This window comes from Agrobacterium tumefaciens, assembly GCF_009649785.1.
Taxonomy (GTDB): Bacteria; Pseudomonadota; Alphaproteobacteria; order Rhizobiales; family Rhizobiaceae; genus Agrobacterium; species Agrobacterium tumefaciens.
Genome location: NZ_WJOK01000002.1, coordinates 193,311 through 218,682 on the forward strand (window position 1 = coordinate 193,311; position 25,372 = coordinate 218,682).

General features: G+C 58.6%; 25 protein-coding genes. 10 read left to right on the forward strand and 15 right to left on the reverse strand.

Features of this window, described 5'->3' with window-relative positions; translation table 11 throughout:
- Positions 1-49: 49 nt before the first annotated feature.
- A complete protein-coding gene (locus GH784_RS02875) occupies positions 50-1,582 on the forward strand; it encodes a YifB family Mg chelatase-like AAA ATPase (RefSeq protein WP_065703900.1) in 1,533 nt (510 codons plus the stop codon).
- Between the two features lie 116 nt (positions 1,583-1,698).
- On the opposite strand, the gene cysK is transcribed toward GH784_RS02875, so the two are convergent.
- The 3 genes from cysK to dut all read right to left on the reverse strand — a co-directional run bounded on the left by cysK (position 1,699) and on the right by dut (position 3,987).
- Positions 1,699-2,667 carry a cysteine synthase A gene (gene cysK, locus GH784_RS02880; RefSeq protein WP_038489629.1) on the reverse strand — a complete coding sequence of 323 codons (969 nt, stop codon included), beginning with the start codon at positions 2,665-2,667 and terminating at the stop codon, positions 1,699-1,701.
- A 156-nt stretch (positions 2,668-2,823) separates the two neighbouring features.
- Positions 2,824-3,441 carry a LysE family translocator gene (locus GH784_RS02885; RefSeq protein ID WP_019564444.1) on the reverse strand — a complete coding sequence of 206 codons (618 nt, stop codon included), beginning with the start codon at positions 3,439-3,441 and terminating at the stop codon, positions 2,824-2,826.
- Between the two features lie 75 nt (positions 3,442-3,516).
- Positions 3,517-3,987 (reverse strand): dUTP diphosphatase, encoded by a 471-nt coding sequence (dut, locus tag GH784_RS02890; RefSeq protein WP_025592237.1) that lies wholly within the window; start codon positions 3,985-3,987, stop codon positions 3,517-3,519.
- Positions 3,988-4,077: 90 nt separating this feature from the next.
- On the opposite strand from dut, the gene GH784_RS02895 reads away from it, so the two are divergent.
- The 3 genes from GH784_RS02895 (at position 4,078) to GH784_RS02905 (ending at position 7,293) form a co-directional block, all read left to right on the forward strand.
- Entirely contained in the window at positions 4,078-5,661 is a 1,584-nt protein-coding gene (locus tag GH784_RS02895) for a peptide chain release factor 3 (protein ID WP_003514729.1), read from the forward strand.
- 70 nt (positions 5,662-5,731) lie between these two features.
- Positions 5,732-6,937 (forward strand): bifunctional phosphopantothenoylcysteine decarboxylase/phosphopantothenate--cysteine ligase CoaBC, encoded by a 1,206-nt coding sequence (coaBC, locus tag GH784_RS02900; RefSeq protein WP_065703725.1) that lies wholly within the window; start codon positions 5,732-5,734, stop codon positions 6,935-6,937.
- On the forward strand, positions 6,934-7,293 hold the full coding sequence (locus GH784_RS02905) for an MmcQ/YjbR family DNA-binding protein (protein WP_003514733.1): 360 nt from the start codon (positions 6,934-6,936) through the stop codon (positions 7,291-7,293). The genes coaBC and GH784_RS02905 overlap by 4 nt, the downstream gene beginning before the upstream one ends.
- Before the next feature lie 23 nt (positions 7,294-7,316).
- Here GH784_RS02905 and GH784_RS02910 read toward each other — a convergent pair whose 3' ends face one another.
- The 3 genes from GH784_RS02910 to ubiE all read right to left on the reverse strand — a co-directional run bounded on the left by GH784_RS02910 (position 7,317) and on the right by ubiE (position 10,782).
- Positions 7,317-8,231 (reverse strand): ornithine lipid hydroxylase OlsE, encoded by a 915-nt coding sequence (locus GH784_RS02910; protein WP_003514735.1) that lies wholly within the window; start codon positions 8,229-8,231, stop codon positions 7,317-7,319.
- Positions 8,232-8,394: 163 nt separating this feature from the next.
- Complete coding sequence (gene ubiB, locus GH784_RS02915) at positions 8,395-9,969, reverse strand: 2-polyprenylphenol 6-hydroxylase (RefSeq protein ID WP_019564439.1); 1,575 nt, start codon at positions 9,967-9,969, stop codon at positions 8,395-8,397.
- A gap of 36 nt (positions 9,970-10,005) precedes the next feature.
- Entirely contained in the window at positions 10,006-10,782 is a 777-nt protein-coding gene (ubiE, locus tag GH784_RS02920) for a bifunctional demethylmenaquinone methyltransferase/2-methoxy-6-polyprenyl-1,4-benzoquinol methylase UbiE (RefSeq protein WP_003514739.1), read from the reverse strand.
- 143 nt (positions 10,783-10,925) lie between these two features.
- Between ubiE and mutM the strand changes: the two genes are divergently transcribed.
- From mutM to dnaA, 4 genes are all read left to right on the forward strand, one after another.
- Positions 10,926-11,828, forward strand: a complete 903-nt coding sequence (gene mutM / locus GH784_RS02925) for a bifunctional DNA-formamidopyrimidine glycosylase/DNA-(apurinic or apyrimidinic site) lyase (protein WP_003514741.1) — start codon at positions 10,926-10,928, stop codon at positions 11,826-11,828.
- A 31-nt stretch (positions 11,829-11,859) separates the two neighbouring features.
- Complete coding sequence (locus GH784_RS02930; RefSeq protein ID WP_003514743.1) at positions 11,860-12,633, forward strand: enoyl-CoA hydratase; 774 nt, start codon at positions 11,860-11,862, stop codon at positions 12,631-12,633.
- Between the two features lie 194 nt (positions 12,634-12,827).
- Positions 12,828-13,094: a 30S ribosomal protein S20 gene (gene rpsT / locus GH784_RS02935; RefSeq protein WP_003493474.1), complete on the forward strand. Its 267-nt coding sequence runs from the start codon at positions 12,828-12,830 to the stop codon at positions 13,092-13,094.
- A gap of 871 nt (positions 13,095-13,965) precedes the next feature.
- Complete coding sequence (dnaA, locus tag GH784_RS02940; RefSeq protein WP_003514748.1) at positions 13,966-15,429, forward strand: chromosomal replication initiator protein DnaA; 1,464 nt, start codon at positions 13,966-13,968, stop codon at positions 15,427-15,429.
- A gap of 74 nt (positions 15,430-15,503) precedes the next feature.
- Here dnaA and hemW read toward each other — a convergent pair whose 3' ends face one another.
- The 3 genes from hemW to rph are packed head-to-tail and all read right to left on the reverse strand — an operon-like array spanning position 15,504 to position 18,087.
- The gene (hemW, locus tag GH784_RS02945) at positions 15,504-16,703 is read right to left on the reverse strand and encodes a radical SAM family heme chaperone HemW (protein WP_065703902.1); all 1,200 of its coding nucleotides are present in this window, start codon (positions 16,701-16,703) and stop codon (positions 15,504-15,506) included.
- Between the two features lie 5 nt (positions 16,704-16,708).
- Positions 16,709-17,353: an RdgB/HAM1 family non-canonical purine NTP pyrophosphatase gene (rdgB, locus tag GH784_RS02950; RefSeq protein ID WP_003514751.1), complete on the reverse strand. Its 645-nt coding sequence runs from the start codon at positions 17,351-17,353 to the stop codon at positions 16,709-16,711.
- A 17-nt stretch (positions 17,354-17,370) separates the two neighbouring features.
- Entirely contained in the window at positions 17,371-18,087 is a 717-nt protein-coding gene (gene rph, locus GH784_RS02955) for a ribonuclease PH (RefSeq protein ID WP_003514752.1), read from the reverse strand.
- Positions 18,088-18,223: 136 nt separating this feature from the next.
- On the opposite strand from rph, the gene hrcA reads away from it, so the two are divergent.
- Both hrcA and grpE read left to right on the forward strand, forming a co-directional pair.
- The gene (gene hrcA, locus GH784_RS02960) at positions 18,224-19,315 is read left to right on the forward strand and encodes a heat-inducible transcriptional repressor HrcA (protein ID WP_003514754.1); all 1,092 of its coding nucleotides are present in this window, start codon (positions 18,224-18,226) and stop codon (positions 19,313-19,315) included.
- Between the two features lie 113 nt (positions 19,316-19,428).
- Positions 19,429-20,064 (forward strand): nucleotide exchange factor GrpE, encoded by a 636-nt coding sequence (gene grpE / locus GH784_RS02965; RefSeq protein WP_003514756.1) that lies wholly within the window; start codon positions 19,429-19,431, stop codon positions 20,062-20,064.
- Between the two features lie 129 nt (positions 20,065-20,193).
- Here the strand turns inward: grpE and ptsN are convergent, their stop codons facing one another.
- The 6 genes from ptsN to lptC all read right to left on the reverse strand — a co-directional run bounded on the left by ptsN (position 20,194) and on the right by lptC (position 25,322).
- Positions 20,194-20,655 (reverse strand): PTS IIA-like nitrogen regulatory protein PtsN, encoded by a 462-nt coding sequence (ptsN, locus tag GH784_RS02970; RefSeq protein WP_003493488.1) that lies wholly within the window; start codon positions 20,653-20,655, stop codon positions 20,194-20,196.
- A gap of 82 nt (positions 20,656-20,737) precedes the next feature.
- Positions 20,738-21,319 carry a ribosome hibernation-promoting factor, HPF/YfiA family gene (gene hpf, locus GH784_RS02975; RefSeq protein ID WP_003514759.1) on the reverse strand — a complete coding sequence of 194 codons (582 nt, stop codon included), beginning with the start codon at positions 21,317-21,319 and terminating at the stop codon, positions 20,738-20,740.
- A gap of 234 nt (positions 21,320-21,553) precedes the next feature.
- Entirely contained in the window at positions 21,554-23,104 is a 1,551-nt protein-coding gene (gene rpoN / locus GH784_RS02980; protein WP_065703727.1) for an RNA polymerase factor sigma-54, read from the reverse strand.
- A gap of 153 nt (positions 23,105-23,257) precedes the next feature.
- Positions 23,258-24,067, reverse strand: a complete 810-nt coding sequence (gene lptB, locus GH784_RS02985; protein WP_003514762.1) for an LPS export ABC transporter ATP-binding protein — start codon at positions 24,065-24,067, stop codon at positions 23,258-23,260.
- 9 nt (positions 24,068-24,076) lie between these two features.
- The gene (locus tag GH784_RS02990; protein WP_003514763.1) at positions 24,077-24,643 is read right to left on the reverse strand and encodes an LptA/OstA family protein; all 567 of its coding nucleotides are present in this window, start codon (positions 24,641-24,643) and stop codon (positions 24,077-24,079) included.
- Between the two features lie 13 nt (positions 24,644-24,656).
- Entirely contained in the window at positions 24,657-25,322 is a 666-nt protein-coding gene (gene lptC, locus GH784_RS02995; protein ID WP_038489653.1) for an LPS export ABC transporter periplasmic protein LptC, read from the reverse strand.
- Positions 25,323-25,372 lie beyond the last annotated feature (50 nt).

Consider the following 25,372-nt stretch of genomic DNA (forward strand, 5'->3'; position numbering starts at 1 on the left):
CATCGGGGCATAGTGCTTTGATGTTGTGGCCGGTTTGCGGGGGCAGGCCATGGTGGCGCGGGTCAATACGGTTGCATTTCAGGGAATAGAGGGTGTGCCGGTCGAGGTGCAGGTGATGGTCGCACCCGGAAAGGTCGGCATCCAGATCGTCGGCCTGCCGGACAAGGCGGTGGCGGAAAGCCGGGAGCGGGTGCAGGCCGCGCTCCACGCCTCCGGTCTGGCGCTGCCGGCAAAAAAAGTCACGGTCAATCTGGCGCCTGCGGATTTGCCCAAGGAAGGATCGCATTTCGATCTTCCGATCGCTTTGGGTCTCATGGCCGCGTTGGGAGCGATCCCGGCGGAAGCGCTCGGGCAATATGTGGTTCTCGGCGAACTCAATCTCGATGGCACCATCGGCACGGTTTCGGGCGCTCTGCCCGCGGCCATCGGTGCCAATGCGCTCGGGAAGGGTTTGATTTGCCCGGCTGATAGCGGGCCGGAAGCAGCCTGGGCGGGGGCTGGCATCGATATTCTCGCCCCACGCAGCCTTATTGCGCTTGCCAACCATTTTCGCGGCACCCAGCTTCTCTCCCGCCCGATGCCCGCCATCCGCGCCAATCCGGTCAATTTGCCGGATCTGGCCGATATCAAGGGGCAGGAGACGGCCCGGCGCGCGTTGGAGGTGGCAGCTGCCGGTGGCCATAATCTGCTGATGGTTGGCCCGCCCGGCTCCGGTAAATCCATGCTCGCCGCGCGCTTGCCCTCAATTCTTCCACCGCTCGAGGCTGCGGAATTGCTGGAAGTGTCCATGGTCCATTCCATCGCCGGCCAATTGTCCGGCGGCAAGCTGTCGGACCGCAGACCGTTTCGCACGCCACACCATTCCGCCACCATGGCCGCGCTGATCGGCGGAGGGCTGCGTGCCAAGCCGGGTGAGGCTTCACTTGCCCACCACGGCGTTCTTTTCCTCGATGAGTTCCCGGAATTTGCGCCACAGGTGTTGGATGCGCTGCGCCAGCCGCTGGAAACGGGCGAATGCATCATCGCCCGTGCCAATCACCGCGTCACCTATCCGGCGGAAATCCAGCTTGTCGCTGCGATGAACCCCTGCCGGTGCGGCAGAGCGGGGGAGCCGGGTTTCACCTGCGCCAGAGGGCCACGTTGCATGACAGATTATCAGGCCCGCATTTCCGGCCCGCTGATGGATCGCATCGATATCCGCATCGACGTTCCCGCCGTCTCCGCCACGGACCTCATCCGTCCTATGACTGCCGAACCGAGTTCGGTGGTGGCCGCCCGTGTCGCTCGCGCCCGCCTTGCGCAGCAGGAGCGTTATGCGGCGGCGGGCTTTTCAGGCATTCGCACCAACGCTCGCTGCACGACAACGCTGATCGAAAAATATGCGGAGCCCGATGTGTCCGGGCTGCAATTGCTGCGCGATGCTGCCGAACGGTTGAAGTTCTCCGCACGCGGTTATCATCGCATTCTCAAGGTCGCCCGCACATTGGCTGATTTGGACGGCAAACAAACTGTCGGACGTATACATGTGGCCGAAGCCATTTCATACCGCATTGCCGGTGAAGGACTGACGGCGGCGGCATAAGAGGCGTTCTTTCGCCCTTTACCGGCTAAAACAATTGTGCCGCTGGCGGATGGCCAGCGGCACAGTTTGTCATTGCGGTCAGGCGCGCGTTTGCGGCCTGACCGAAGAGGAACGGCTTAAAGCCCAAGCCCTTCGAAAAGAGCGGTCGAAAGGTAACGTTCCGCGAAGGAGGGAATGATGACGACGATATTCTTGCCGGCATTTTCCTCACGTGCGCCGACCTTGATTGCCGCTGCGAGTGCCGCGCCCGAGGAGATGCCGACGGGTACGCCTTCCAGCCTCGCCACCAGACGGGCGATTTCAAAAGCGTCGTCATTGGTCACGGTGACGATTTCGTCATAGATTCCAGTGTCGAGGATCGCGGGTGCAAAACCGGCGCCGATGCCCTGGATCTTGTGCGGACCGGGGTTGCCACCGGAAAGAACCGGGCTGTCGGCTGGCTCGACGGCAATGACCTTCACCTCCGGCTTGCGGGATTTCAGCACCTGGCCCGTACCGGTGATAGTGCCACCCGTGCCGATGCCCGAAACAAAAATATCGACAGCACCCTCGGTATCGTTCCAGATTTCTTCCGCCGTCGTCTTGCGATGAATATCCGGGTTTGCGGGGTTTTCGAACTGCTGGGGAATAATCGCGTCTGGCAGGGTTTCGGCCAGTTCCTGTGCCTTGGCGATGGCGCCCTTCATGCCCTTCGGGCCTTCGGTCAACACCAGTTCCGCGCCCAGCAAGGCGAGCATTTTCCGGCGTTCGACCGACATCGTTTCCGGCATGGTCAAGATCAGCTTGTAACCCTTGGCGGCGGCGGCAAAGGCTAGCGCAATGCCCGTGTTGCCAGAGGTCGGTTCAACCAGCGTCGTTTTGCCGGGGGTGATCTTGCCTTGGGCTTCCAGCGCTTCGATCATGGCAACGCCAATGCGGTCTTTCACGGAGGCGATGGGGTTGAAGAACTCCAGCTTGGCGAGAAGATTGGCCTTCACGCCCTTTTCCCTCGCCAGCTTGTCCAGCCGCACGATCGGCGTATCGCCGATTGTTTCGGTGATGGAGGAATAGACGCGTCCGCGTCCGGGCTTTCTGGCTTCGGGCATGATGCTCTCCTGTATGAAGGCCACACGATGTGTGGCCGCAAGATTTCAGCGGCAGAATAGGAGCAATAGTCTTGTCAGGCCAGCGAACGTTCGTCCTAATATCGTCTGATTACCGGAAAAAATTCACGATAAATCAGGCAAATGCACGAAATCGTTTCAGGTGCTGCGGATCGCGATCATGGTCGCCGTTCCCGCCAGAATTCCCGCCGCGGTGCGGTTGAGGATCGTCAACGCACTTGGCCGTTTCAGGAGGTTGCGCGCCTTGGCAGCAAGCAGGATGTAAGGCAGGAGAACGGCCATCAACACGACGAAGGTCAGCGCCAGAAGTGTCGCATATTCCGATGGGCCGATCATGCGGATGTCGATCAGCGTCGGCACTAGCGCCACATAAAACAGCATGGTTTTTGGATTACCCAGCGTGATCAGCAGGCCGGACAGAAACGACATGGGAATGCTGGTGCTTTTTTTCGCCTTCAGGTCCTGCGGCAAGAGGCCGGCGGTCCAGAGCTTCCATGCGATATAGAGAAGATAGGCTGCGCCGGCAAACTTCAGGACCATGAAGGCCTCCTGAAAAGTCTGCGCCACGAAGGCGAGGCCGAGGATCACGCCGGTCAGGTAGATCATGTCGCCCAGCACCAGCCCGAGGCCCATGAAGAAGGTTTCCCGAAACCCCGATCCAAGCGCCCGCGCCACGATCGCCGTCATGCCGGGGCCGGGAATGGCAGCGGCGATGAAGAGTGCGGTGGCATAGGCAAGAAGGGTCGTCAGCGTCATGGTCATTTTCCCCGAAAATCCGCCAGATCAATAGCGAAAATCAGGGGTGAAAACAATCGCCCATAAGGGGGCTGGTCAAAGCCCCGTGGAGCCGAAACCACCGGCACCGCGTGCCGTCTCGGATGTTTCGGCCACTTCGCTGACTGCCACCTGCGTAACTGGTGCAATCACCATCTGTGCGATGCGCATGCCGCGCTCGATGACAAAATCGGCCTGCCCCAGATTGGCGAGAATGACCTTCACTTCGCCGCGATAGTCGCTGTCCACCGTGCCGGGGGAATTGAGGCAGGTGATGCCGTTCTTGATGGCGAGGCCGGAGCGCGGACGGATTTGCGCCTCATAGCCTTGCGGAACCTCGAAGACGAAGCCGGTCGGCACCAGCGCCCGTTCGCCCGGCTGCAAAGTCAGCGGTTCATCGGCCGGCACTGCGGCGCGCAGGTCCATTCCGGCGGCGCCACGGGTTTCATAGGAAGGCAATTCGAGGTCTGCGCCATTGGCAAGACGCACAAGCCGGAGGAGGGGTCGATTATCATTTTGAACGGTCATGCGGCATTAGTTTGCCGAGATCGCGGCAAGGTCAATTGCAAATGCGGGCCTGAAACGCTAGATACCCCGCAATTCCACAGGATTTGTCAGATGGCCGAAACACTTGCCGAGGCGGTCTCCCGCCGCCGCACCTTTGCTATTATTGCGCACCCGGACGCGGGTAAGACCACGCTTACGGAAAAACTGCTGCTGTTCGGCGGAGCGATCCAGCTTGCCGGCGAGGTGAAGGCGAAGAAGGATCGCATCCAGACCCGTTCGGACTGGATGAAGATCGAGCGCGAGCGCGGCATTTCGGTCGTCACTTCGGTCATGACCTTCGAATATAACGACCGCGTCTTCAACATCCTCGATACGCCCGGCCACGAAGACTTTGCCGATGACACCTACCGCACGCTGACGGCGGTGGATGCGGCGATCATGGTCATCGATGCCGCCAAGGGTATCGAGCCGCGCACGCTGAAGCTTTTCGAAGTTTGCCGCATGCGCGATATTCCGATCATCACCTTCATCAACAAGATGGACCGCGAAAGCCGCGATCCCTTCGAGATTCTGGATGAGGTCGAGGAAAAGCTGGCGCTCGATACCGCGCCGATCACCTGGCCGGTCGGCCGGGCGAAGAGCTTCTGTGGCGCTTACAATCTTGCTGAAAACACCTTTCGTGGCAACGACACGCAGGTGGATGGCCTTTCGGTCAACGGCCCTCAGGCTGTCGCCGATCGTCTGCCGGAAAATGAGCGCAAGGTCTTTATCGAGGAAACGGAACTGGCTCTGGAAGCCTGCCGCCCCTTCGACCGTCAGGCGTTCCTGGAAGGTCACATGACGCCGGTATTCTTCGGTTCGGCGCTGCGCAATTTCGGTGTGCGCGACCTCATCAATGCGCTGGGTGATTTCGCCCCGCCGCCGCGCGATCAGGTGGCGGATACCCGCACCGTGCATGCGGCGGAAGACAAGATGACGGCCTTCGTGTTCAAGATTCAGGCCAATATGGATCCCAACCATCGCGACCGCATCGCGTTTGCCCGCATCTGCTCCGGCAAGCTGGAGCGCGGCATGAAGGCGCGGCTGTCGCGCACCGGCAAGCTCATGGGGCTGACAGCACCGCAATTCTTCTTCGCGTCACAGCGCCAGCTGGCCGATACCGCCTTTGCGGGCGATGTGGTCGGCATTCCCAACCACGGCACGCTGCGCATCGGTGATACGCTGACCGAAGGTGAAAACCTCGTATTCCAGGGCGTGCCGAACTTCTCGCCGGAAATCCTGCGCCGCGTGCGCTTGGAAGACGCGATGAAGGCGAAGAAGCTGAAGGAAGCTTTGCAGCAGATGGCGGAAGAAGGTGTCGTGCAGCTCTTTTCGCCAGAAGACGGCTCGCCCGCCATCGTCGGCGTTGTCGGCGCGCTGCAGCTCGATGTGTTGAAGGAACGGCTGATGGGCGAATATGGCCTGCCGGTCTCGTTTGAAATGTCTCGCTTTTCCGTCTGCCGCTGGATCTCGTCCGATCAGCCGGCGGAAATGGACAAGTTCCTCAACGTCAAGCGCGGCGATATCGCTCGCGATCTGGATGGCGATCCGGTGTTTCTGGCGCAGGATGCCTTCTCGCTGCGGTATGAATCCGAGCGGTTTCCGGCGATCAAGATGGTCGCGATCAAGGAATATCACGTCGCCAAGGCGGCGTGATATCAGCCGGATTGCACTTTGAATGCCAAGGGCTTAGTTTCCCGGTTAAACGGGAAACTGGTCCGGCATCATGACGCTTTCAGGCAAACATATTCTCCTCATCATCTCCGGCGGCATCGCGGCCTATAAGAGCCTCGACCTCATCCGCCGTCTGAAAGAGCGCGGCGCCAAGGTGACGCCAGTCATGACGAAGGGCGCACAGGAATTCGTCACTCCGCTTGCTGTTGGCGCACTGTCCGCCACCCACGTCTTCACCGAGCTTTTTTCGAGGCAGGACGAGCAGGATGTCGGGCATATCCGGCTCGCGCGCGAATGCGACCTCGTGCTGGTCGCGCCCGCCACCGCTGATCTGATGGCGAAGATGGCGAATGGTCTGACTGATGATCTTGCCTCCACGATCCTTCTGGCGACCGATCGGAAGGTGCTGGTCGCACCTGCCATGAACCCGAAAATGTGGTCGGCAAAGCCAACGGTGCGCAATGTCGAAACGCTGAAAAAAGACGGCGTGTTTTTCATCGGCCCTATGGCAGGCGAAATGGCGGAAAAGGCCGAGGCCGGTCTTGGTCGTATGGCGGAGCCTTTGCAGATCGTTCAAGGCGTTGAGGCTTTGCTGGATGGCGGGCTGAAGCCTTTAAGAGGCAGAACGGCGATCGTTACCTCCGGCCCCACCCATGAGCCGATCGATCCGGTGCGTTACATCGCCAACCGCTCCTCCGGCAAGCAGGGCCATGCCATCGCAGCTGCGCTTGCGGAGTTGGGTGCGGAGGTAACGCTGGTCTCGGGTCCCGTCACGATTGCCGATTTGGCGGGCGTTGCAACGGTCCATGTCGAGCGTGCCGAGGAGATGCGCGATGCGGTGATTTCAAGGCTGCCGGTGGATATCGCCGTCATGGTTGCCGCTGTCGCCGACTGGCGGGTGGCGGGTTCTTCGGAGCAAAAGATCAAAAAGCAGCCGGGCGATGCCCCGCCTGCGCTGCAACTTATGGAAAACCCCGATATTCTCAAAACCGTCGGCCACCACGAAAAGCGCCCGAAGCTGGTGGTGGGTTTCGCCGCCGAGACGCAGGATGTGGAGAAAAACGGCCGAGCCAAACTGGAGCGCAAGGGCGCCGATTATATCGTTGCCAATGATGTGTCGGCGGAAACCGGCATCATGGGCGGAGACCGCAACAGCGTGAAGATCATTTCGAATGAGGGTATCGAGGCCTGGCCTGATATGGACAAGGCCGAAGTCGCCAAACGTCTGGCGGCCCTCATCGCGGAGAAACTCGCATGAGCCTTTTCGATCGCAAGACATTCGACAGGGTGCTCGGAGAATGGCCGGGCGTCCGTTTCGTCGATCAATGGGACTCCCACGTTGCCAAGGTCGGAGACAAGGTCTTTTCCGTTTTGGGTGAACGTGACGACTGGCGGCTTGTGGTGAAATGTTCGGAGGAAAGCTTCGAAATCCTCACCTCGCTGGAAGGCATCCACCAGGCACCTTATTTCGCCAAGCGCAAATGGATATCGATCTCCGATCATTCACCGCTGGAGCAAGAGGAGCTGGAACACTATGTCCGCCGCTCCTATGAACTCGTTGCCGCCGGGCTGACGAAGAAGCTGCGGGTCGAACTGGGAATTCTCCCGGCCTGAAGGCGGCATTGTCGCCAATCCCTTCAATTTTCTTTCGTGTTTCGCCCGATGATCTGGCGAACCCCTTCTTTAGTGAAAGGCTGAAAAAGCTGTGGCAGAAAGCCCTTTGCAATTTCTCCCTTGATGCCGATGTTGGTCGAGGAAGGGCGATCGGGATTGAAATAGCTGCCGAACAACTGGTCGAAAATGACAAGGTTCTCGCCATAATTGGTATTTCCCTCAGGCAGCTCTTTGGAGTGGTGCCATCGGTGCAGCCGGGGCGTGCTGAACACGTAGTCCAGCGGCCCGGTTTTCATATCCACATTGCAATGGGTCAGAATGCCGATGAAGGCGGTCACAGCCGCGAGCCACCAGAACACCTGCAACGGTGCGCCCATGAGATAAAGCGGAATCTGGCTGAGCGCGATCTTGAACAGCGAGTCGGCCACATGAAAACGGCCCGTATTGACGACCCAAAGACGGACAACGCTGTGATGAAGCGCGTGGAAACGCCAGAAGAACACCGTTTCATGGGCGATACGGTGCGCCCAGTAGAGACCGAATTCAGCGATCATCAGGGCGAGCGTGACCTGAACAACCATCGGCAACTGAGAAGGCCACAGGTCGAATTTCATGGCCGCCAAAGGTTGCAGAAAAATGGCGGTCAGCATTGGAAAGAGCACCGCTGCCATGGCGGCAAGCTGAACAAGCCCCTTGGTCAAGAGCGTGTGGGCGATATTGTTGACGGTTTCACCATCAGATTGAAGCCATTCCGTCTCATAGGGAATGTAACGCTCAAGAAGAAACAGGCTGGCCACCGCGCCCGCGTAGACGGCGAGGAATGTGGTGATCGGATGCTCACTCGAAAAAGCGAAATAAGCCCCGGTAAGACCGAGAAAAAACACCATGGGCCACGAGCAATAGGTAAGGACCCGTTTTACGGCTTCATTTTTTGCCATCAATCTCAATTCCCGTCCGGCAATCATTTAACTTTCAACCAAGATCAGGTCATTATCCTCGATATGTTGCAGCAGCATGGTACGCATCTATCAAACTGGAAGACCGGCGATTTTCGGTTCGAAAGTGTGCCGCACCGGCGTGAGCGTCGAGTTTGAGTATCGTTTAGCTGATCCTGATCGCGATATAGAGAAGCGTGAGCGCAATCACCCAGAGCGCCGCCCGGCCCCATTTGGTGTGGCGCGCTTCCGCCTTGCCGATCGCTTCCGCGGTCTGGGCGTCGAAACGCAGGCCGTTCTCGCTCATATACACCAGGTCGGAATGCAGCTTCTCCGTCTTGGCAGCGATCTCGGGTGCCGCTTCCGCAAGCTTGAGAGCCGCCTTCACGCCGTCCTTCAGATCGGTGACAATGCGTTTCGGGCCAAGATTGTCCCTTATCCAGCCGCTGACGACCGGATCGGCCGCTTTCCACATGTTGAAACGCGGATTGAGCATGCGGGATACGCCTTCCACCACCACCATGGTCTTTTGCAGCATCACCAGTTCCGGGCGCGTTTCCATGTCGAAGAGCTCGGTAACTTCGAACAGCAGCGTCAGCAACTTGCCCATGGAGATCGTCTCGGCCGGCTGGCCGTGGATTGGTTCGCCGATGGCGCGGATCGCCTGCGCAAAGCTGGCTTTATCGTGATGGCCCGGCACATAACCGGCCTCGAAATGCACCTCCGCGACGCGCATGTAATCGCGGGTGATGAAGCCGTAGAGGATTTCGGCAAGGAACCTGCGTTCTTTTTTGCCCAGCCGCCCGGCAATGCCCATATCCACGGCTACGATCATGCCCTGCGGATCGACAAAGAGATTGCCGGGGTGCATGTCGGCATGGAAAAAGCCGTCGCGCAACGTGTGCCGCAGGAAGGACTGGATGAGAGTATCAGCCAGCTTGTTCAGATCGTGGCCGGCAGCCTTCAGTCCCTCAATATCCGACATCTTGACGCCGTCGATCCATTCCATGGTGACGACATCGCGGCCGGTGCGTTCCCAATCTACCTCCGGAACGCGGAATCCGGGGTCTTCTTTGGTATTTTCGGCAAGTTCGGAAAGGGCGGCGGCCTCAAGCCGCAGATCCATCTCGATCTTGGTTGTCTGTTCCAGCGTGCGAGTGACTTCCACCGGCCGCAGGCGGCGGGCAGAGCGGACGAAACGCTGTTGCAGGTCGGCGATCAGATACATCGCCTCCAGATCGTTCTGGAAGCGCTGGCGAACGCCGGGGCGAATGACCTTGACGGCGACCTTGCGCGGCCCTTTCGGCGTATCCACTATCGCCGGGTGAACCTGGGCGATGGAAGCGGCGGCGATCGGATCGCCAAATTCCCTGTAGAGTTCCGAAACAGAACGCCCGAGCGAACCTTCAATATTGGCCTTGGCCGCGGCTGCGGGGAAAAATGCCATGCGGTCCTGCAGGCTCGCAAGATCGTCGGCGAAGTCGGCGCCGACCACATCCGGCCTTGTGGCCAGAAACTGTCCCATCTTCACATAGGACGGGCCAAGCCGCTCGACAGCTACCGCCAGCCGGTCGCTACGTTGCGCCCGCTTGGCCTTGCTGCGGGCGAATGGCTTCAGCAATGCCTTCATCACTTGCGCGGAGGCAGGAAGGTCATCGGATGGCAAGGCCAGCACGACGCCTTCGCGCACGAGAACCCAGCCAACCCTTGCGAGGCGGAAATATGCGCCCAAAGTGCTCATGCTTATGCTTGTCTCCTGCTTTTGCCGGGCATGGTCTTAAAGCTTCCAGCCGGAATGCAGGGCGGCGATACCGCCGGTGTAATTTGTATAGGTCACGCGCGAAAAGCCGGCGGAGCGGATCATCGTCGCGAAATCCTCCTGATTGGGGAATTTGCGGATAGACTCGACCAGATATTGATAGGGCTCGGCATCCCCGGTGATCATCTTGCCGAATTGCGGAATGGCGTTGAACGACCATGCATCATAGACGCGGTCGAGTAGCGGCATTTCCACTTCGGAAAATTCCAGCACCAACAGTCGCCCGCCACGTTTCAGTACGCGGTAGGCTTCTTTCAGCGCGACGTCGATGCGCGGTACGTTGCGAATGCCGAAGGCGACCGTATAGGCGTCGAAGGTATTCGCCTCGAAGGGCAGCTCCTCGGCATTGGCTTCAACGAAGGTCAGATTGTCGGAGAGCTTTCGTTTTGCCGCGCGCTCCTCGCCAACGGCAAGCATCGAGCCGTTGATATCGAGAACGGTGGCATGCGCCAGACGGTTGGAGGCTTCCACGATGCGGAAAGCGATATCGCCGGTGCCACCAGCTACGTCAAGCACCTTATAAGAGGCGTCCTTGCGCGGTGAAAGCGAGGACACCATGGCGTCCTTCCACAGCCGGTGCAGGCCGGCCGACATCACGTCGTTCATAATGTCGTAGCGCTTGGCCACCTTGTGGAAGACATCGTTGACCAGCCCCTGCTTTTTGCCTTCGTCCACTTTGTGGAAGCCATAGGACGTTTCCATGCCGCCTTGGGCAGTGGTACGGGCGTCGGTCATCGTCTGTCTCCATATTAATTGCGTGGCGGACCATAGCGGAAACGCCATGGCGACGCTATCTGTTGCCGCATCGCCTGGGCGCGACATTTCGCGTGCATTGTATAGACCACATGGTCCTAACGATAAACTGCCGGATAAGCCAGATGCCAGAATTGCCAGAAGTCGAAACCGTTAGACGCGGCCTCGCGCCCACCATGGAAGGGGCAAGAATCCGCAAGCTCCACCTTGGCCGTCCCGATCTGCGCTTTCCGTTCCCGGAGGACTTCGCGGGCCTGATCGAGGGCAGGACGATCATATCGCTCGGGCGCAGGGCGAAGTATCTCTTGATAGAGCTGGAAGACGGGCTGACGATCGTTGCCCATCTTGGAATGTCCGGCTCGTTCCGTATCGAGGCGGCGGCAGATGAGGCAGGGAATAGGAACGCGCCCGGCGCGTTTCATTATGCCCGCTCGAAGGACGGCAAGCACGATCATGTCGTCTTTCATCTGGATAAGGGCGAAGAGCGCATCTGCGTCATCTATAATGACCCGCGCCGCTTCGGCTTCATGCATCTGGTGGAGCGCAACAAGCTCGACCTCTACCCCGCTTTTGCGGGGCTGGGACCGGAACCGACCGGCAACGCGCTGAGCGCGGATTATCTCGCGAGCCGGTTCCAGGGTAAAAGCCAGCCGTTAAAAAGCACGCTGCTGGACCAGAAGGTCATTGCGGGCCTTGGCAATATCTATGTCTGTGAGGCGCTGTGGCGTGCCCATCTCTCGCCTTTGCGGGCGGCGGGAACGCTGGTGACCAAAACCGGAGAGCCGAAGCCGCAGCTCATCAATCTCACGGAGAAGATCCGGGACGTGATCGCGGACGCAATCGCCGCCGGCGGCTCTTCCCTGCGCGACCATATACAGACGGACGGAACGCTCGGTTATTTCCAGCATTCCTTTTCAGTCTACGATCAGGAAGGCCAGCCTTGCCGTACACCCGGCTGCGGGGGTACGGTTGAAAGGATAGTGCAGGCCGGTCGTTCGACCTTTTATTGCGCGGCCTGCCAGAAGTAGCTGAGGCGGAATAATGGCGAGGGAGACTGCCGTGGATTATGAAACGATACTGGTCGAGAAACGCGACGAGGTGGGCGTCATCACGCTAAACCGGCCCAAGGCGCTCAACGCCCTCAATTCGGTGCTTCTGAAGGAGCTGCGGCACATTCTCTCCTCGTTCTCTGCTGACGATTCCATCGGCGCGATCATTATAACGGGGTCGGAAAAGGCATTTGCCGCTGGCGCGGACATCAAGGAAATGCAGGGGCTGGATTTTGTCGATGCCTATGTCGGCGACTTTCTCGGCGGCTGGGACGAGGTCGCATCGACCCGCAAGCCGGTCATTGCCGCAGTCTCCGGCTTTGCGCTGGGCGGCGGGTGTGAGCTGGCAATGATGTGCGATTTCATCATCGCTTCGGACACGGCGAAATTCGGCCAGCCGGAAATCACGCTTGGCGTCATTCCCGGCATGGGCGGCTCGCAGCGGCTGACGCGGGCGGTGGGCAAGGCGAAGGCGATGGATCTGGTTCTGACCGGCCGCATGATGGATGCGGCCGAGGCAGAGCGCGCCGGCCTCGTTTCGCGGATCGTCCCCGCGGCAAATCTCATGGATGAGGCGGTGGATGCCGCCACGCGCATCGCCTCGCTGTCTCGCGCTTCCGTTCTCATGGCCAAGGAAAGCGTCAATCGCTCCTTCGAGGTTCCTCTTTCGGAAGGGCTGAGATATGAAAGGCGATCCTTTCAGTCGCTCTTTGCAACAGCGGATCAGAAGGAGGGCATGGCGGCCTTCGTTGAAAAGCGCAAACCCGCTTTCCGGAATCGCTAAGGATTCGGAATATCGGCGTTTTCCGCCATTTGCGCGTTGACGGGCGTACGCTTTAGCGGTATATGCCCGCCCACGGTTAAGGAAAGCCATCCGGCTTGTCCGAAATTACTCCCGCATTCTTGGGTTAAGTGAGGTCTTCGAACGACCCGATCCTCTGGTTGCGGAATTTGGTTTGAATTCGAAGAGAGGCATACATGGCCAATACAACTTCGGCGAAAAAGGCGACCCGCAAGATCGCTCGCCGTACCGCAGTCAACAAGGCTCGCCGTTCGCGCGTTCGCGGCTTCATCCGCAAGGTCGAGGAAGCTATCGCTTCGGGCGATCTGGCAGTAGCCACCGAAGCTCTGAAGGCAGCTCAGCCTGAGATCCAGCGCGCAGCGACGCGTGGCGTTCTGCATGGCAACACGGCATCCCGTAAGGTGTCGCGTCTTGCCCAGCGCGTTAAGGCTCTTTCCGCCTAATCCGGCTAATCACAATTAACTATTCAAAAAGCCTGGTCTTTTGACCGGGCTTTTTGTGATTCTAACCCTACGTTAATCATTCCTGCCGTAACGTGACAAACGCGTGTCAGATGAGCGACAAGAAAAACTGAATAAAAACAATGGATTGCCGGAGGTCTCCCGAAAAATGGGAAGCTTTCTCTACGGAAGTCGCAGCCAGTTTTGAGTCAAGAAGATTTTTATTTTTTTGCCAAAACGGGCTATCGAAAAATGCCAAAATTGAATCTCATTGATTCATAAGCGATTCTGCTTCGGACCTTGCCGGTGATGCAAAACGACCATTGCGAGTCAATGGTCGATCTGAGTTTTTGCAGAAAAAACGCCATTGATCTCTCCCCACGATCCTGCCTAAATGCATTTCAACAAGGGGTGCGGATCTCAGTCCACAGATTATCTCGATGATCGTATCGACGATATTCACCTTCTTGCTGGCGGGCCTTTCGAGGTCCGTTTTCTCAGGTCATTGAGCTTTTTGTGCCGTTTCGGTCTCGGAACGGGCTGGAGCTTTTTGTCCTTAAGAATGCGCCTTACAGTTGTAGCGAAAGGAGCGTTTTTAGCGTGTCGCAGGCCTCTCCATGAAGGGGAGGGAAATGGGATAACCGGCTCGCAAACAAGTAGTAGTCTTTGACGCTCTTTCGAGGGGAGTGCTGGAGGCGGGAAATAATACGAGGGGGATCTCTGGCGATCGTTTTTTGATCGTCAGGCTATGATTGGCAATTTGAAAGGCGGCAATATGCAATTGAATTTGGCGATGGGTGCGGTGGCCGATGGGGACCGCGCACCACAGGCTCGTGATGCAGCTTGCTCAGAAGCGGCAGGGGATAAATCGGCAATGAAGCACGATGCGCTGTTTGAACGTTTTAGCGCGCGGCTGAAGGCACAGGTTGGTCCCGAGGTCTATGCAAGCTGGTTTGCACGGCTCAAACTCCACACCGTTTCGAAAAGCGTCGTCCGTTTTACCGTTCCGACGACCTTTCTGAAGTCCTGGATCAACAACCGTTATATGGATCTGATCACCAGTCTCGTCCAAAGCGAGGATCCGGACGTGCTGAAGGTGGAAATTCTTGTCCGCTCCGCCAGCCGCCCGGCCCGCCCCGCGCAGGTCGAGGAACGGGTGCAGCCCGTTCAGGACATGGGCGCGGTTGCGCGCAACAAGTCCTTCATTCCGTCGCAGCCGGCGACAGCACCTTCTGCACAGCCTGCGGCGGCGCAGGCGACGCTGCGGCAGGGTAGCTCCGGGCCGCTGTTCGGTTCGCCGCTCGATACACGTTTCACCTTTGACACTTTTGTCGAGGGCTCGTCCAACCGCGTCGCGCTTGCGGCGGCAAAGACGATCGCTGAAGCGGGTGCCGGTGCTGTGCGCTTCAATCCGCTGTTCATTCATGCGGGTGTCGGGCTTGGCAAGACACACCTTCTGCAGGCGATTGCCAATGCCGCCATCGACAGCCCGCGCAACCCGCGTGTGGTCTATCTGACGGCCGAATATTTCATGTGGCGTTTTGCGACCGCGATCCGCGACAATGATGCGCTGACGCTGAAAGACACCCTGCGCAATATCGACCTTCTCGTCATCGACGACATGCAGTTCCTGCAGGGCAAGATGATCCAGCACGAATTCTGCCACCTGTTGAACATGCTGCTCGACAGCGCCAAGCAGGTTGTCGTGGCCGCTGACCGCGCGCCGTGGGAGCTGGAATCGCTTGATCCGCGTGTCCGTTCGCGCCTTCAGGGTGGCATGGCCATCGAGATCGAAGGTCCCGATTACGACATGCGCTACGAAATGCTCAACCGTCGCATGGGTTCTGCACGTCAGGACGATCCGTCTTTCGAGATTTCGGACGAAATACTGACCCATGTGGCCAAAAGCGTGACGGCGAGCGGACGCGAGCTTGAAGGCGCCTTCAACCAGCTGATGTTCAGACGCTCTTTCGAGCCGAACCTCTCGGTTGACCGTGTCGATGAGCTGCTGTCGCACCTCGTCGGCAGTGGGGAGGCCAAGCGCGTCCGTATCGAGGATATTCAGCGCATCGTCGCCAGGCATTATAATGTGTCGCGGCAGGAGCTGGTTTCCAACCGTCGCACCCGCGTCATCGTCAAGCCGCGCCAGATCGCCATGTATCTGGCAAAGATGCTGACACCGCGCTCATTTCCCGAGATCGGTCGCCGTTTCGGCGGTCGCGACCACACCACGGTTCTTCACGCGGTGCGCAAGATCGAGGATCTGATTTCCGGCGACACCAAGCTCGGCCACGAGGTTGAGCTGCTGAAGCGCCTGATCAACGAAAACAACGCATGAAAAAAGCGGCCTTCGGGCCGCTTTTTTATTGGTTTCTCGGTTGTTGATTGGCTCAGGACCAGGCAGGCTGCCGGTCAGCAGGCGAGATCGGCGACCACGGCATCCAGAATAAGCATGCCGGAAGGGGTGCAGCGCAGGCGGGAATTGCCGATCCGTTCCACGAAGCCGTGTTGCAGGAGGAATTCCTCTTTCTCCGGGTCGAGTTCGCGGCCGGAGAGATCGCTCCAGCGAGCAAGATCAATGCCTTCGCGCAGGCGAAGACCCATCAATAGCAATTCGTCTGCCTGTTCGTCGACGCCGAGAAGCTCCTGATCGACCATGCCGTGGCCTTCACGCTCGACGGTATCGAGCCAGGTTTCGGGATGGCGCTCGGTGACGGTGGCGAGCTTGGAGGCGCCATTGGTCAGGCGTCCATGCGCACCGGGTCCAATACCGGCATAATCGCCATAACGCCAATAGGTCAGGTTATGGCGGCTTTCCGCACCGGGGCGGGCGTGATTGGAAACCTCGTACGCCGGCATGCCGTAACGCTCGGTGATTTCCTGCGTCGCTTCATAAAGCACCGCCGAATGCTCGCCATCCGGTACGATCAGCTTGCCAGCCTTGTGCAGCCCGTAGAACGGCGTGCCTTCCTCGATAGTGAGCTGATAGAGCGACAGATGGTCGACGGCGTAGGAGACGGCTTCCTTCAGCTCAGCGTCCCATTCGGCCACCGTCTGGTTCGGGCGGGCGTAAATCAGATCGAAGGACATGCGCGGAAAAATTTCCCGCGCCAGACGGATGGCTTTAAGCGCATCGGCAACATCATGCAGACGGCCAAGGAACTTCAGGTCCCGGTCGTTCAGCGCCTGGACGCCGAGCGAGACGCGATTGACGCCGGCTGCCCGGTAACCGCGAAACCGCTCCGCCTCGACGCTTGAAGGATTGGCCTCCATGGTGATCTCGATACCATCAGGCACATGCCAGAAGCGCGAAACGCCATCAAGAAGCGCGCCTACGGTCTGCGGGTCCATCAGCGAAGGTGTGCCGCCGCCCATGAAAATGCTGGTAACGACACGCGGACCGCTGAGCGCCCGCATCTTTGCCATTTCGCTGAGGAACGCCGCAGTGAACCGGTCCTGATCCACCGGGCGGTGGCGGACATGGCTGTTGAAATCGCAATAGGGGCATTTGGCCGCACAGAAGGGCCAGTGCAGATAGATCCCGAAACCGGGATCGCCCGTATCCGGCAGAAGCGACGCGCCGGGGGCAGAAAGTTGGTGCTCCCCGGTCATCGGGTTCATGCCTCCAGACAGGTTTCGACGAATTTTTTGAACGCGCGGGCACGGTGGGAGAGCGCAAACGCATCGCCGTGCTTCCAGCCGTGTTTTTCGTCTGCGGTCATTTCACCGAATGTGGTGTCGTAACCTTCCGGTTTGAAGATCGGGTCATAGCCGAAACCGCTCGTTCCACGCGGTGGCCACGCCACCGTGCCTTCCACCTCGCCGCGAAAATATTCGACATGCCCGTCCGGCCAGGCAAGGCACAGCACGCTGACGAAGCGGCCCGTGCGGTCTTCCGGCTTCGTTGCACCGCGTTCGGCAAGCGCATCCTCGACCTTCTGCATGGCCATGGCGAAGTCGCGCGTACCGTCAGCCGTTTCCGCCCAATTGGCGGTGTAAACGCCCGGCGCGCCATCCAGCGCATCGATGACCAGACCGGAATCGTCAGAAAGAGCCGGCAGGCCGGACGCCTTCGCAGACGCAAGCGCCTTGATGGCAGCATTTTCCTCAAAGGTGGTGCCTGTCTCGTCCGGCTCCACGAAGTTCAGCTCCGCAGCCGATTTCGCTGAAAAGCCGAAAGGCCCGATCAGGTCGGCGATTTCGGCGATCTTGCCCTTGTTGTGGCTGGCGACGACGATCGTTCTGGTATCGAGCTTGCGCATGACGTTTTCCTGTCGGCTCAGGCTATTGCCTGTTTCTGAAGGGCGACCAGTTCGCTGCATCCGGCCTTTGCAAGACCGAGCAGCGTCAGGAATTCCTCTTCGGAGAAGGGGGCACCTTCCGCGGTTCCCTGCACTTCGACGATGCCGCCGGAGCCGGTGATGACGAAATTCGCATCGGTCTCGGCGGAGGAATCCTCGAGATAATCGAGATCGATGACCGGCTGTTTTGCAAAGATGCCGCAGGAGATCGCGGCGATATGGTCTTTCAGGACCTTCTCGACCTTGATCATGTTGCGAGTTTCCATCCACTTCAGGCAATCATGCAGGGCGATCCATGCGCCGGTGATGGAGGCCGTGCGCGTGCCGCCATCGGCCTGAATGACGTCGCAGTCGATGCTGATCTGGCGCTCGCCAAGCGCCTGCAGGTCGACCACTGCACGCAGCGAGCGGCCAATGAGGCGCTGGATTTCCTGCGTGCGTCCGCCCTGCTTGCCGGCCGAGGCCTCGCGTTTCATCCGCTCATGAGTGGAACGCGGCAGCATGCCGTATTCGGCGGTGACCCAGCCCTTGCCGCTGTTGCGCAGCCACGGCGGCGTCTTTTCCTCAAGGCTTGCGGTGACGAGCACATGCGTATCACCGAATTTGACCAGACAGGAACCTTCGGCATGTTTCGAGAAATTGCGCTCGAAGGAAACCTTGCGCATCTGATCGGTTTTTCTGCCTGAAGGCCGCATATGATCCACTCTCCATGTTGGTTCCTGCCTTCTAAGGCGCGCCCCGGGGTTTTGCAAAGCCAATTTCCATTTTGCCGCAGCGGTGCAACGCATTATATTGGTACGGACAGAGTTTTGACGATAAAGAACGGATGATATGGGCTTTTCCGCACCGCTTTCAAAAGATCAGGCATCGTTGCTGGATGAACGGTCGCGGGAGATTTTCCGGCGCATCGTCGAAGGCTATCTCGACACCGGCGAACCCTTGGGGTCGCGCAGCCTGTCGCGGCTGTTGCCGATGTCGCTTTCACCGGCCTCCGTTCGCAACGTCATGAGCGACCTCGAGGAACTGGGTCTCATCTATTCGCCGCATATCAGCGCCGGGCGACTGCCCACCCAGACGGGGCTGCGCTTCTTCGTGGACGCATTCATGCAGGTGGGCGATCTGCCCGCCGATGAGAGAGCCAGTATCGACCGTCAGATCGGTCCGGTCGCCGGCCACGAGCAATCGCTGGAAGGGTTGCTGACGGAGGCAAGCCGCATGCTTTCAGGCATGTCGCGCGGTGCTGGCCTGGTGCTGACGGCCAAGAGCGACGTCATTCTCAAGCATGTTGAATTCATCCGGCTGGAGCCCACCAAGGCGCTTGCCGTGCTGGTGGGGGACCACAATCAGGTCGAAAACCGTATCATCGAATTGCCGGTCGGCATTTCGTCATCGCAATTGACAGAGGCGGCAAATTTCATCAATGCCCATCTTTCCGGGCAGACGCTGCAGGAACTGCGGGGCCAGTTTCAGACGCAGCGTGCCGAATTGCAGTCGGAACTCGGCACGCTCGCGCAGGACCTCATCGAACGTGGTCTCGCCATATGGGCGGGCGACAATGAAGAGGGCAAGCTCGGCCGCCTCATCGTACGCGGACGCTCCAACCTGCTGGAAGGTCTGGCCGGTGAGGAAGATATCGATCGTGTGCGCCTGCTGTTCGACGATCTGGAACGCAAGGAAAACCTCATCGAGATCCTCAACCTTGCAGAAAGTGGCTCAGGCGTCAGGATTTTCATCGGCTCGGAAAACAAGCTCTTCTCGCTGTCCGGCTCGTCACTGATCGTGGCACCTTATCGGGATGAGGAAAATCGCGTTGTGGGTGCCGTCGGCGTCATCGGTCCCACGAGGCTCAATTACGCCCGTATCGTGCCTATGGTGGACTACACCGCACAAATTATGGCCCGCCTTTCCCGAAAGCAGAGATAGGACAAGCCCGCAAGGTTAGAGAATGCGGCAAGCTTTTCGCCGCAAGCCTTGATTTTTGCCCTTCAAACCTCGATATCGGGCGCAACCAACAATATTCAAATCTGGAGAACGTCATGACCGACGATACGAAAAAGCCCGGACCTGACGCGGACGTCGCCGAAGAGTTTGTCGAACCCGCATTTACAGGGGAAGAGACGGCGGAAGCTGCCGAGCCCGATCCGATCGAACTGCTCAGGGCCGAAAATGCCGATCTGCGCGACAAGTTCCTGCGTCTTGCAGCAGAAATGGACAATCTTCGTCGCCGCACCGAACGCGAAGTCAAGGATGCGAAGGCCTATTCTCTCGCCGCTTTCGCGCGCGACATGCTTGCCGTTTCCGACAATCTTCGCCGCGCTCTTGAAGCCATTCCGGACGAACTCAAGACCAATGGCGAAGCCGGTCTCAACGGCCTGATCGAAGGTGTCGAGATGACGGAGCGCTCGATGCTCTCGACGCTGGAGCGCCATGGCGTCAAAAAGATCGATGCGGAAGGCCAGAAATTCGATCCGAATTTCCACCAGGCGATGTTCGAAATTCCGAACACGGCAGTTCCGAACAACACGGTACTGCAGGTGGTTCAGGCCGGTTTCACCATCGGTGACCGGGTGCTGCGCCCCGCCATGGTTGGCGTCTCAAAGGGTGGCCCGAAGGTGGAGACCGCCGCAGCGCCCGAGCCGGGCACCGCCTCCGTCAACGAGAAGGATGCGTGAGGCATTCCCTCATCTAAAGCGCGTCCGGATATAAAACCGGGACGCGCTTTTGTTTGAAATGCTCCAATAAAAAACGCGCCTCAAGGGCGCGTTTTTTTGTCCATGGAAAGGACCGTCGGCAGCCTTTGATCAGGCAGCGGTCGCCTGCTCCTGATTGAGGAAGGCGTAAATTGCCGTGTCGGAATCGGTGGCGCGCAGCTTGGCCACCAGCTCGGGGTCGCGTAAAGCACGGGCAATTCTCGACAGCGCCTTCAGATGATCCGCGCCGGCGCCTTCGGGTGCAAGCAGCAGGAAAACCAGATCGACCGGCTGGTCATCCAGCGCCTCGAAATCAACAGGTGTTTCAAGACGTGCGAAGACGCCGGTGATCTGATGGATGCTGCTCAGCTTGCCATGCGGAATGGCAATGCCGTGCCCCACACCGGTGGAGCCGAGTTTCTCACGCTGGAGGATGACGTCGAAAACTTCCCGTTCCGAGACTCCGGTAATTCTGGCTGCCTTTGCGGCCAGCTCCTGAAGCAATTGCTTTTTGGAATTCACCTTGAGGGCGGGAATAATCGCATCTTGTTGCAGCAAATCTGCCAACGCCATTCTCTTTTTCCTTCATGCCATCGAGACGATGCAGGAGGCAGATACGCTTTCGCGCTCTGCCTCCCATGTCTTGTCAGACTGTTCAGCTCTTGATCGTTTCCGCGTCGATCCAGCCAATATTGCCGTCATGTCGTCGGTAGACGATGTTGAGATATTCCTTGCCGGGGCTGCGGAACAGCAGAACCGGTTCGTCCGTCATGTCGAGCGCCATCACGGCGCTGGCGACGGACATCGTCTTTATCTGTTTCGAACTTTCCGCAACGATCGTGGGTGCGTAGTCTTCCGGAACCTCGTGGTCCTCATCGGGGACAGCATCCATTACCGTATAGGCGATTTCCGACATCGCGCCGTTCGCCGCGGAACCATTGTGGTGATGGTCCTTCAGCTTCCGTTTGTAGCGACGCAGGCGCTTCTCGATACGCTCGGCGGCGGCATCGAAACTCGCTTGCGGATCATTTGCCTGACCCGCCGCATGCAATACAACGCCCGTATCGAGATGCAGTTTGCAATCGGCTGCAAAACGCGATCCGGACTTCTCTACGGTCACTTGGCCTGAATACCCCCCATCGAAGTATTTGGTAACTGCCAGACCTATATTGTCCTCAATCCGCTGCCGGAAAGATTCGCCGATCTCCATATGTTTACCAGATACACGCACACTCATGGAAAATTTCCTTTTTGTAGTGATTTGCGAGTACCAGCTTACGTCAAGCCGCGCGCGCATCCAAGCGTTTCGAAGGCCTTTAAAAGCCCCCATTCGAATTTTACGCCCATGGACGGTGGAGATGAATCCGTTACAAATGACCTTGCTTACGTGTGCGGCGGGCTTCTAGCCCTTGCCGTAGCAAGAGTCAATGGTGCGGCTGGAAAGCCCTGAAAACGTGACCAGCGCCACCGCTCAGAACGCCGACAGTCTGGCCAGGGCCTTCTTCTCGCGCCGTCTCTGAACGGAGGATGGGATGTTCATCGCCTCGCGATATTTGGCCACGGTCCGGCGGGCAAGATCGATACCACTCTTTTTCAGATTATCGACGATATCGTCGTCGGAAAGCACTGCGTCGGCGGCCTCCTGCGCGATCATCGCCTTGATGCGATGACGCACCGCTTCTGCCGAATGGCTGTCACCGCCTTCCACCGAGCTGATGGAAACACTGAAGAAATATTTCAGCTCGAACAGGCCGCGCGGCGTCAGCATGTATTTTTTCGACGTCACCCGGCTGACGGTGGATTCGTGCATCTTGATGGCGTCGGCCACCGTCTTGAGGTTCAGCGGGCGAAGGTGGTCCACGCCATTGACGAGAAAGGCGTCCTGCTGGCGCACGATTTCGGTCGCCACCTTCATGATCGTTCTGGCGCGCTGGTCGAGGCTGCGGGTCAGCCAATGGGCCGTCTGCATGCATTCGGAAAGGAAATCCTGATCCTCTCCCTCGCGCGACTTGTGCCTTGAAACCTCTGCGAAATAGGTCTGGTTGATGAGCACGCGCGGCAGGGTCTCGGGGTTGATTTCCACAAGCCAGCCGCCGGCAGAGGAGGGGCGAATGATGATATCAGGAACGATTGTCTCGGAAACGGTCGAATCGTAACCAGCGCCCGGACGCGGATTGAGCGTGCGGATTTCCGCCAGCATGTCGAGAAGGTCTTCCTCATCCACGCCGCAGAGTTTTTTTAGAGAAGCGAAATCCCGTTTCGCCAGAAGATCCAGATTGTCGATAAAAGCCCGCATTGCCGGATCAAGCCTGTCCTTCTGGGCAAGCTGGATCGCCAGACATTCGCTCAGCGAGCGGGAAAACACGCCGGGAGGATCAAAGCCCTGAAGCGTCTCCAGAATGCGCTCTACTGCCGAAGGCGCCGCCCCCAGCCGTTCAGCGACGTCTTCGACGGCATCTACGGCGATATATCCGGTCTCGTCGAGCTGGCCGATCAGCGCATCGGCAATCATCCTATCTTCCACAGAGGATATGGCGAGAGGCAATTGCTGATTGAGATGGTCGCTGAGGGTCTGTTTCGCGGCAACGAAGTCGTCGAGATCGTAACTCTCGCCTGACTCCTGCCCGGGCATGGATTTCCACTGCCCCGCAAGTTCGGGTGCGTCGGGCTTTCTGGGTTCGGTATCGTCGGGAAAGACATTTTCGAAGCTGGTGTCGAGCTGTTCGCCGAGATTTGCCGCGCGATCGCTGTACCAGTCGTCGCTGTCGGCCGTTACCGGCGCGGCCTTGTCGGACCCTTCGCTGTCGGCATCGCCGAAATTCTCCGCATCAACAGGGCTATCGCTGCTCAAATCGCCGTCGTTTGCCGCAATTTCAAGCAAAGGATTGCGCTCCACCTCCTGCGCGATGAACTGCGTCAGTTCGAAATGCGTCATCTGAAGCAGCTGGATGGACTGCATCAGTTGCGGTGTCATCACGAGAGACTGGTTTTGACGCAGCAAAAGGCTGGCAGATAATGCCATGGCGGACGCGAAACTCCCCTTACAGCTTCTTCGTCGCCACAAATTTCATAAATTTTGCGCTGGCAACGAAACTTGGCCCAAAAATTGCTTTTTTATTATGTTTGGTCAAGCGTCACTGCGGGGCGCGATGAAGAATCTTTCGCGCCCGGGAGCTTAAAGGCTAAAATTATTGCCGAGATAGAGCCGGCGCACATCCGGATTGTTGACGATATCGTCTGCACGGCCATGGGTGAGAACCTCACCGGCATGGATGATATAGGCGCGGTCAATGAGGCCGAGCGTTTCGCGGACATTGTGGTCAGTGATGAGAACGCCGATCCCGCGCGCGGTCAAATGTCTGACAAGGTTCTGAATGTCGCTGACGGAGATCGGATCGACGCCGGCAAAAGGTTCGTCCAGAAGCATGAAGGTCGGATCGGTCGCCAGAGCACGGGCGATTTCCAGACGGCGACGTTCGCCGCCCGACAGCGCGACAGCGGGCGATTTGCGCAGCTGCGCAATGTGGAACTCTTCCAGCAACTCATCGAGCTTGCGGCTGCGCTTGGCGCTGTCAGGTTCGTGCACTTCCAGCACGGCGCGGATGTTTTCCTCGACTGTCAGTCCACGGAAGATGGAGGCTTCCTGTGGCAGATAGCCGACACCGAGGCGGGCACGCCTGTACATCGGCATGGTGGTGACGTCGTTGCCGTTGATGGCGATCTTGCCGCTATCGACGGGTACAAGGCCCGTGATCATGTAGAAACAGGTGGTTTTGCCTGCGCCGTTCGGGCCAAGCAGCCCCACGGCTTCACCGCGGCGCACGACCAGCGAGACGCCGTTGACGACGCGCCGTGTATTGTAGGTCTTCGTCAGACCATGCGCGATCAGGGTGCCGTCATAGCGAGCCTTGTCGGCCTGCGACGCAGCGTCCACAGGTCGGTCGCGCCCACCGCCAAATATTTTTGAGATCGAGGCTATCTTCACGAGGTAAGACTACTGTTTCTTCTGCTGCGATTTCGGATCGAGCATGATCCGGACAGGGCCGCCGCAGCTTTCAAGCTTTGCCTGCCCCGAATTCATCAGAACAGTGAGCTTGCAGCCGGTGAAGACATTCGCGCCCTCGGACAGCACAACCTGCTTGCCGGTCAGAATGAAGGTCTGCGCCGCCATGTCGAATTCGCCGTGATCGGCCGTGGCCTTCTGCGTCTCGGACGTCAGGTAGACGTTATTGTCGACGAAGATTTTTTCGATATTGGCGTCACCGCTGGTGAGCGAGGAACCTTCACCCTTGTAATTGACCGTCATCTTGCCGGCCTGAAGGGTGGTGGTGCCCTGCACAACTTTCACGTTACCGGTGAAATAGGCCTTGCGCTCCTGGTCCCGAATCTCGAGCTGATCGCTTTCGATAGCGATCGGCTGGTCGCCGGAGAGCTTGACGCCTGTCATGTTGCTGGTGGTGTTCTGAGCGAAAGCCACGGTTGCAAGACAGGAAAAAGCAAAAGCTGCGGCTGTAACGCCTGCGGATTTGCCAAGGGAAACGGGACGGGAAATTTGCATCATCTGGACCGGGCTCTCACTTGCCTTCATTCTTGATATTGGATGCAGCGATACGTGCGCGTACCTGCCCCGAAAACGTAATAGTCTTGCCATTATCCGCGATATCAATCGATTGCGCAACAATGGCGCCGTCGTTTGTTTTGATCGAAACCGGCTCTTTACTGCTCATTTTTCCAGCCTTCAGATCGACATCCGCAGATTGGAACTTCGCTTGTATGCCATTGCTGAGATTGATGTCAAAAGGGGCGGTCATCTTCAGCGTGTTGGTGGCCCGGTCGAAAATGCCTTCCTTGGCGACCACCTGGGCGACGCTGTCGTTCACAGGCACCGCAGCCAGAACCCTTTCGAGCGTCATGAGGTTGGGGTTGGCGATATCCTGCAACGCACGGTCTGCGTTCATGGAGTAGTCGATCCCCTTCTCGTTGCGGCCCGCAACGGCCGGCTTTTCCATCACGATCTTGCCGTCTTCGATCCTTGCGCTTTCAAGCGAAACCTCTTCGGGCGCCCAGGTGCGAATGAGCGAAACGGCGACGAAGGCAAACGAGATGATCGCCGCACCGAGCGGCAGAATGATTTTCAGCCGCTTCACGCGCGCGGAATGCCTCAGCGCGCGCTCGTAAGCGCCGTTCTGGTCATTGGGCAGCGGAAACGCTGGCGCGGGTTGGCGGAGTCTTTCGAGCATAAGAGTGGGTCCGGAAAACTTCCTGGGCGCCACTTTGGCGCGCAACTGAA

Bases quoted from the DNA above. Each gene is read 5' to 3' on its own strand.
- ptsN (WP_003493488.1), bottom strand. From the start codon at position 20,655: ATGGCGTTGGCAGATTTGCTGCAACAAGATGCGATTATTCCCGCCCTC.
- hemW (WP_065703902.1), bottom strand. From the start codon at position 16,703: ATGACCGGGGAGCACCAACTTTCTGCCCCCGGCGCGTCGCTTCTGCCG.
- dnaA (WP_003514748.1), top strand. From the start codon at position 13,966: ATGAAGCACGATGCGCTGTTTGAACGTTTTAGCGCGCGGCTGAAGGCA.
- hrcA (WP_003514754.1), top strand. From the start codon at position 18,224: ATGGGCTTTTCCGCACCGCTTTCAAAAGATCAGGCATCGTTGCTGGAT.
- cysK (WP_038489629.1), bottom strand. From the start codon at position 2,667: ATGCCCGAAGCCAGAAAGCCCGGACGCGGACGCGTCTATTCCTCCATC.
- rph (WP_003514752.1), bottom strand. From the start codon at position 18,087: ATGCGGCCTTCAGGCAGAAAAACCGATCAGATGCGCAAGGTTTCCTTC.
- GH784_RS02905 (WP_003514733.1), top strand. From the start codon at position 6,934: ATGAGCCTTTTCGATCGCAAGACATTCGACAGGGTGCTCGGAGAATGG.
- rpsT (WP_003493474.1), top strand. From the start codon at position 12,828: ATGGCCAATACAACTTCGGCGAAAAAGGCGACCCGCAAGATCGCTCGC.
- rpoN (WP_065703727.1), bottom strand. From the start codon at position 23,104: ATGGCATTATCTGCCAGCCTTTTGCTGCGTCAAAACCAGTCTCTCGTG.
- rdgB (WP_003514751.1), bottom strand. From the start codon at position 17,353: ATGCGCAAGCTCGATACCAGAACGATCGTCGTCGCCAGCCACAACAAG.
- GH784_RS02895 (WP_003514729.1), top strand. From the start codon at position 4,078: ATGGCCGAAACACTTGCCGAGGCGGTCTCCCGCCGCCGCACCTTTGCT.
- ubiE (WP_003514739.1), bottom strand. From the start codon at position 10,782: ATGACCGACGCCCGTACCACTGCCCAAGGCGGCATGGAAACGTCCTAT.
- GH784_RS02990 (WP_003514763.1), bottom strand. From the start codon at position 24,643: ATGATGCAAATTTCCCGTCCCGTTTCCCTTGGCAAATCCGCAGGCGTT.
- ubiB (WP_019564439.1), bottom strand. From the start codon at position 9,969: ATGAGCACTTTGGGCGCATATTTCCGCCTCGCAAGGGTTGGCTGGGTT.
- hpf (WP_003514759.1), bottom strand. From the start codon at position 21,319: ATGAGTGTGCGTGTATCTGGTAAACATATGGAGATCGGCGAATCTTTC.
- GH784_RS02875 (WP_065703900.1), top strand. From the start codon at position 50: ATGGTGGCGCGGGTCAATACGGTTGCATTTCAGGGAATAGAGGGTGTG.
- lptC (WP_038489653.1), bottom strand. From the start codon at position 25,322: ATGCTCGAAAGACTCCGCCAACCCGCGCCAGCGTTTCCGCTGCCCAAT.
- coaBC (WP_065703725.1), top strand. From the start codon at position 5,732: ATGACGCTTTCAGGCAAACATATTCTCCTCATCATCTCCGGCGGCATC.
- dut (WP_025592237.1), bottom strand. From the start codon at position 3,987: ATGACCGTTCAAAATGATAATCGACCCCTCCTCCGGCTTGTGCGTCTT.
- grpE (WP_003514756.1), top strand. From the start codon at position 19,429: ATGACCGACGATACGAAAAAGCCCGGACCTGACGCGGACGTCGCCGAA.
- GH784_RS02885 (WP_019564444.1), bottom strand. From the start codon at position 3,441: ATGACGCTGACGACCCTTCTTGCCTATGCCACCGCACTCTTCATCGCC.
- mutM (WP_003514741.1), top strand. From the start codon at position 10,926: ATGCCAGAATTGCCAGAAGTCGAAACCGTTAGACGCGGCCTCGCGCCC.
- GH784_RS02910 (WP_003514735.1), bottom strand. From the start codon at position 8,231: ATGGCAAAAAATGAAGCCGTAAAACGGGTCCTTACCTATTGCTCGTGG.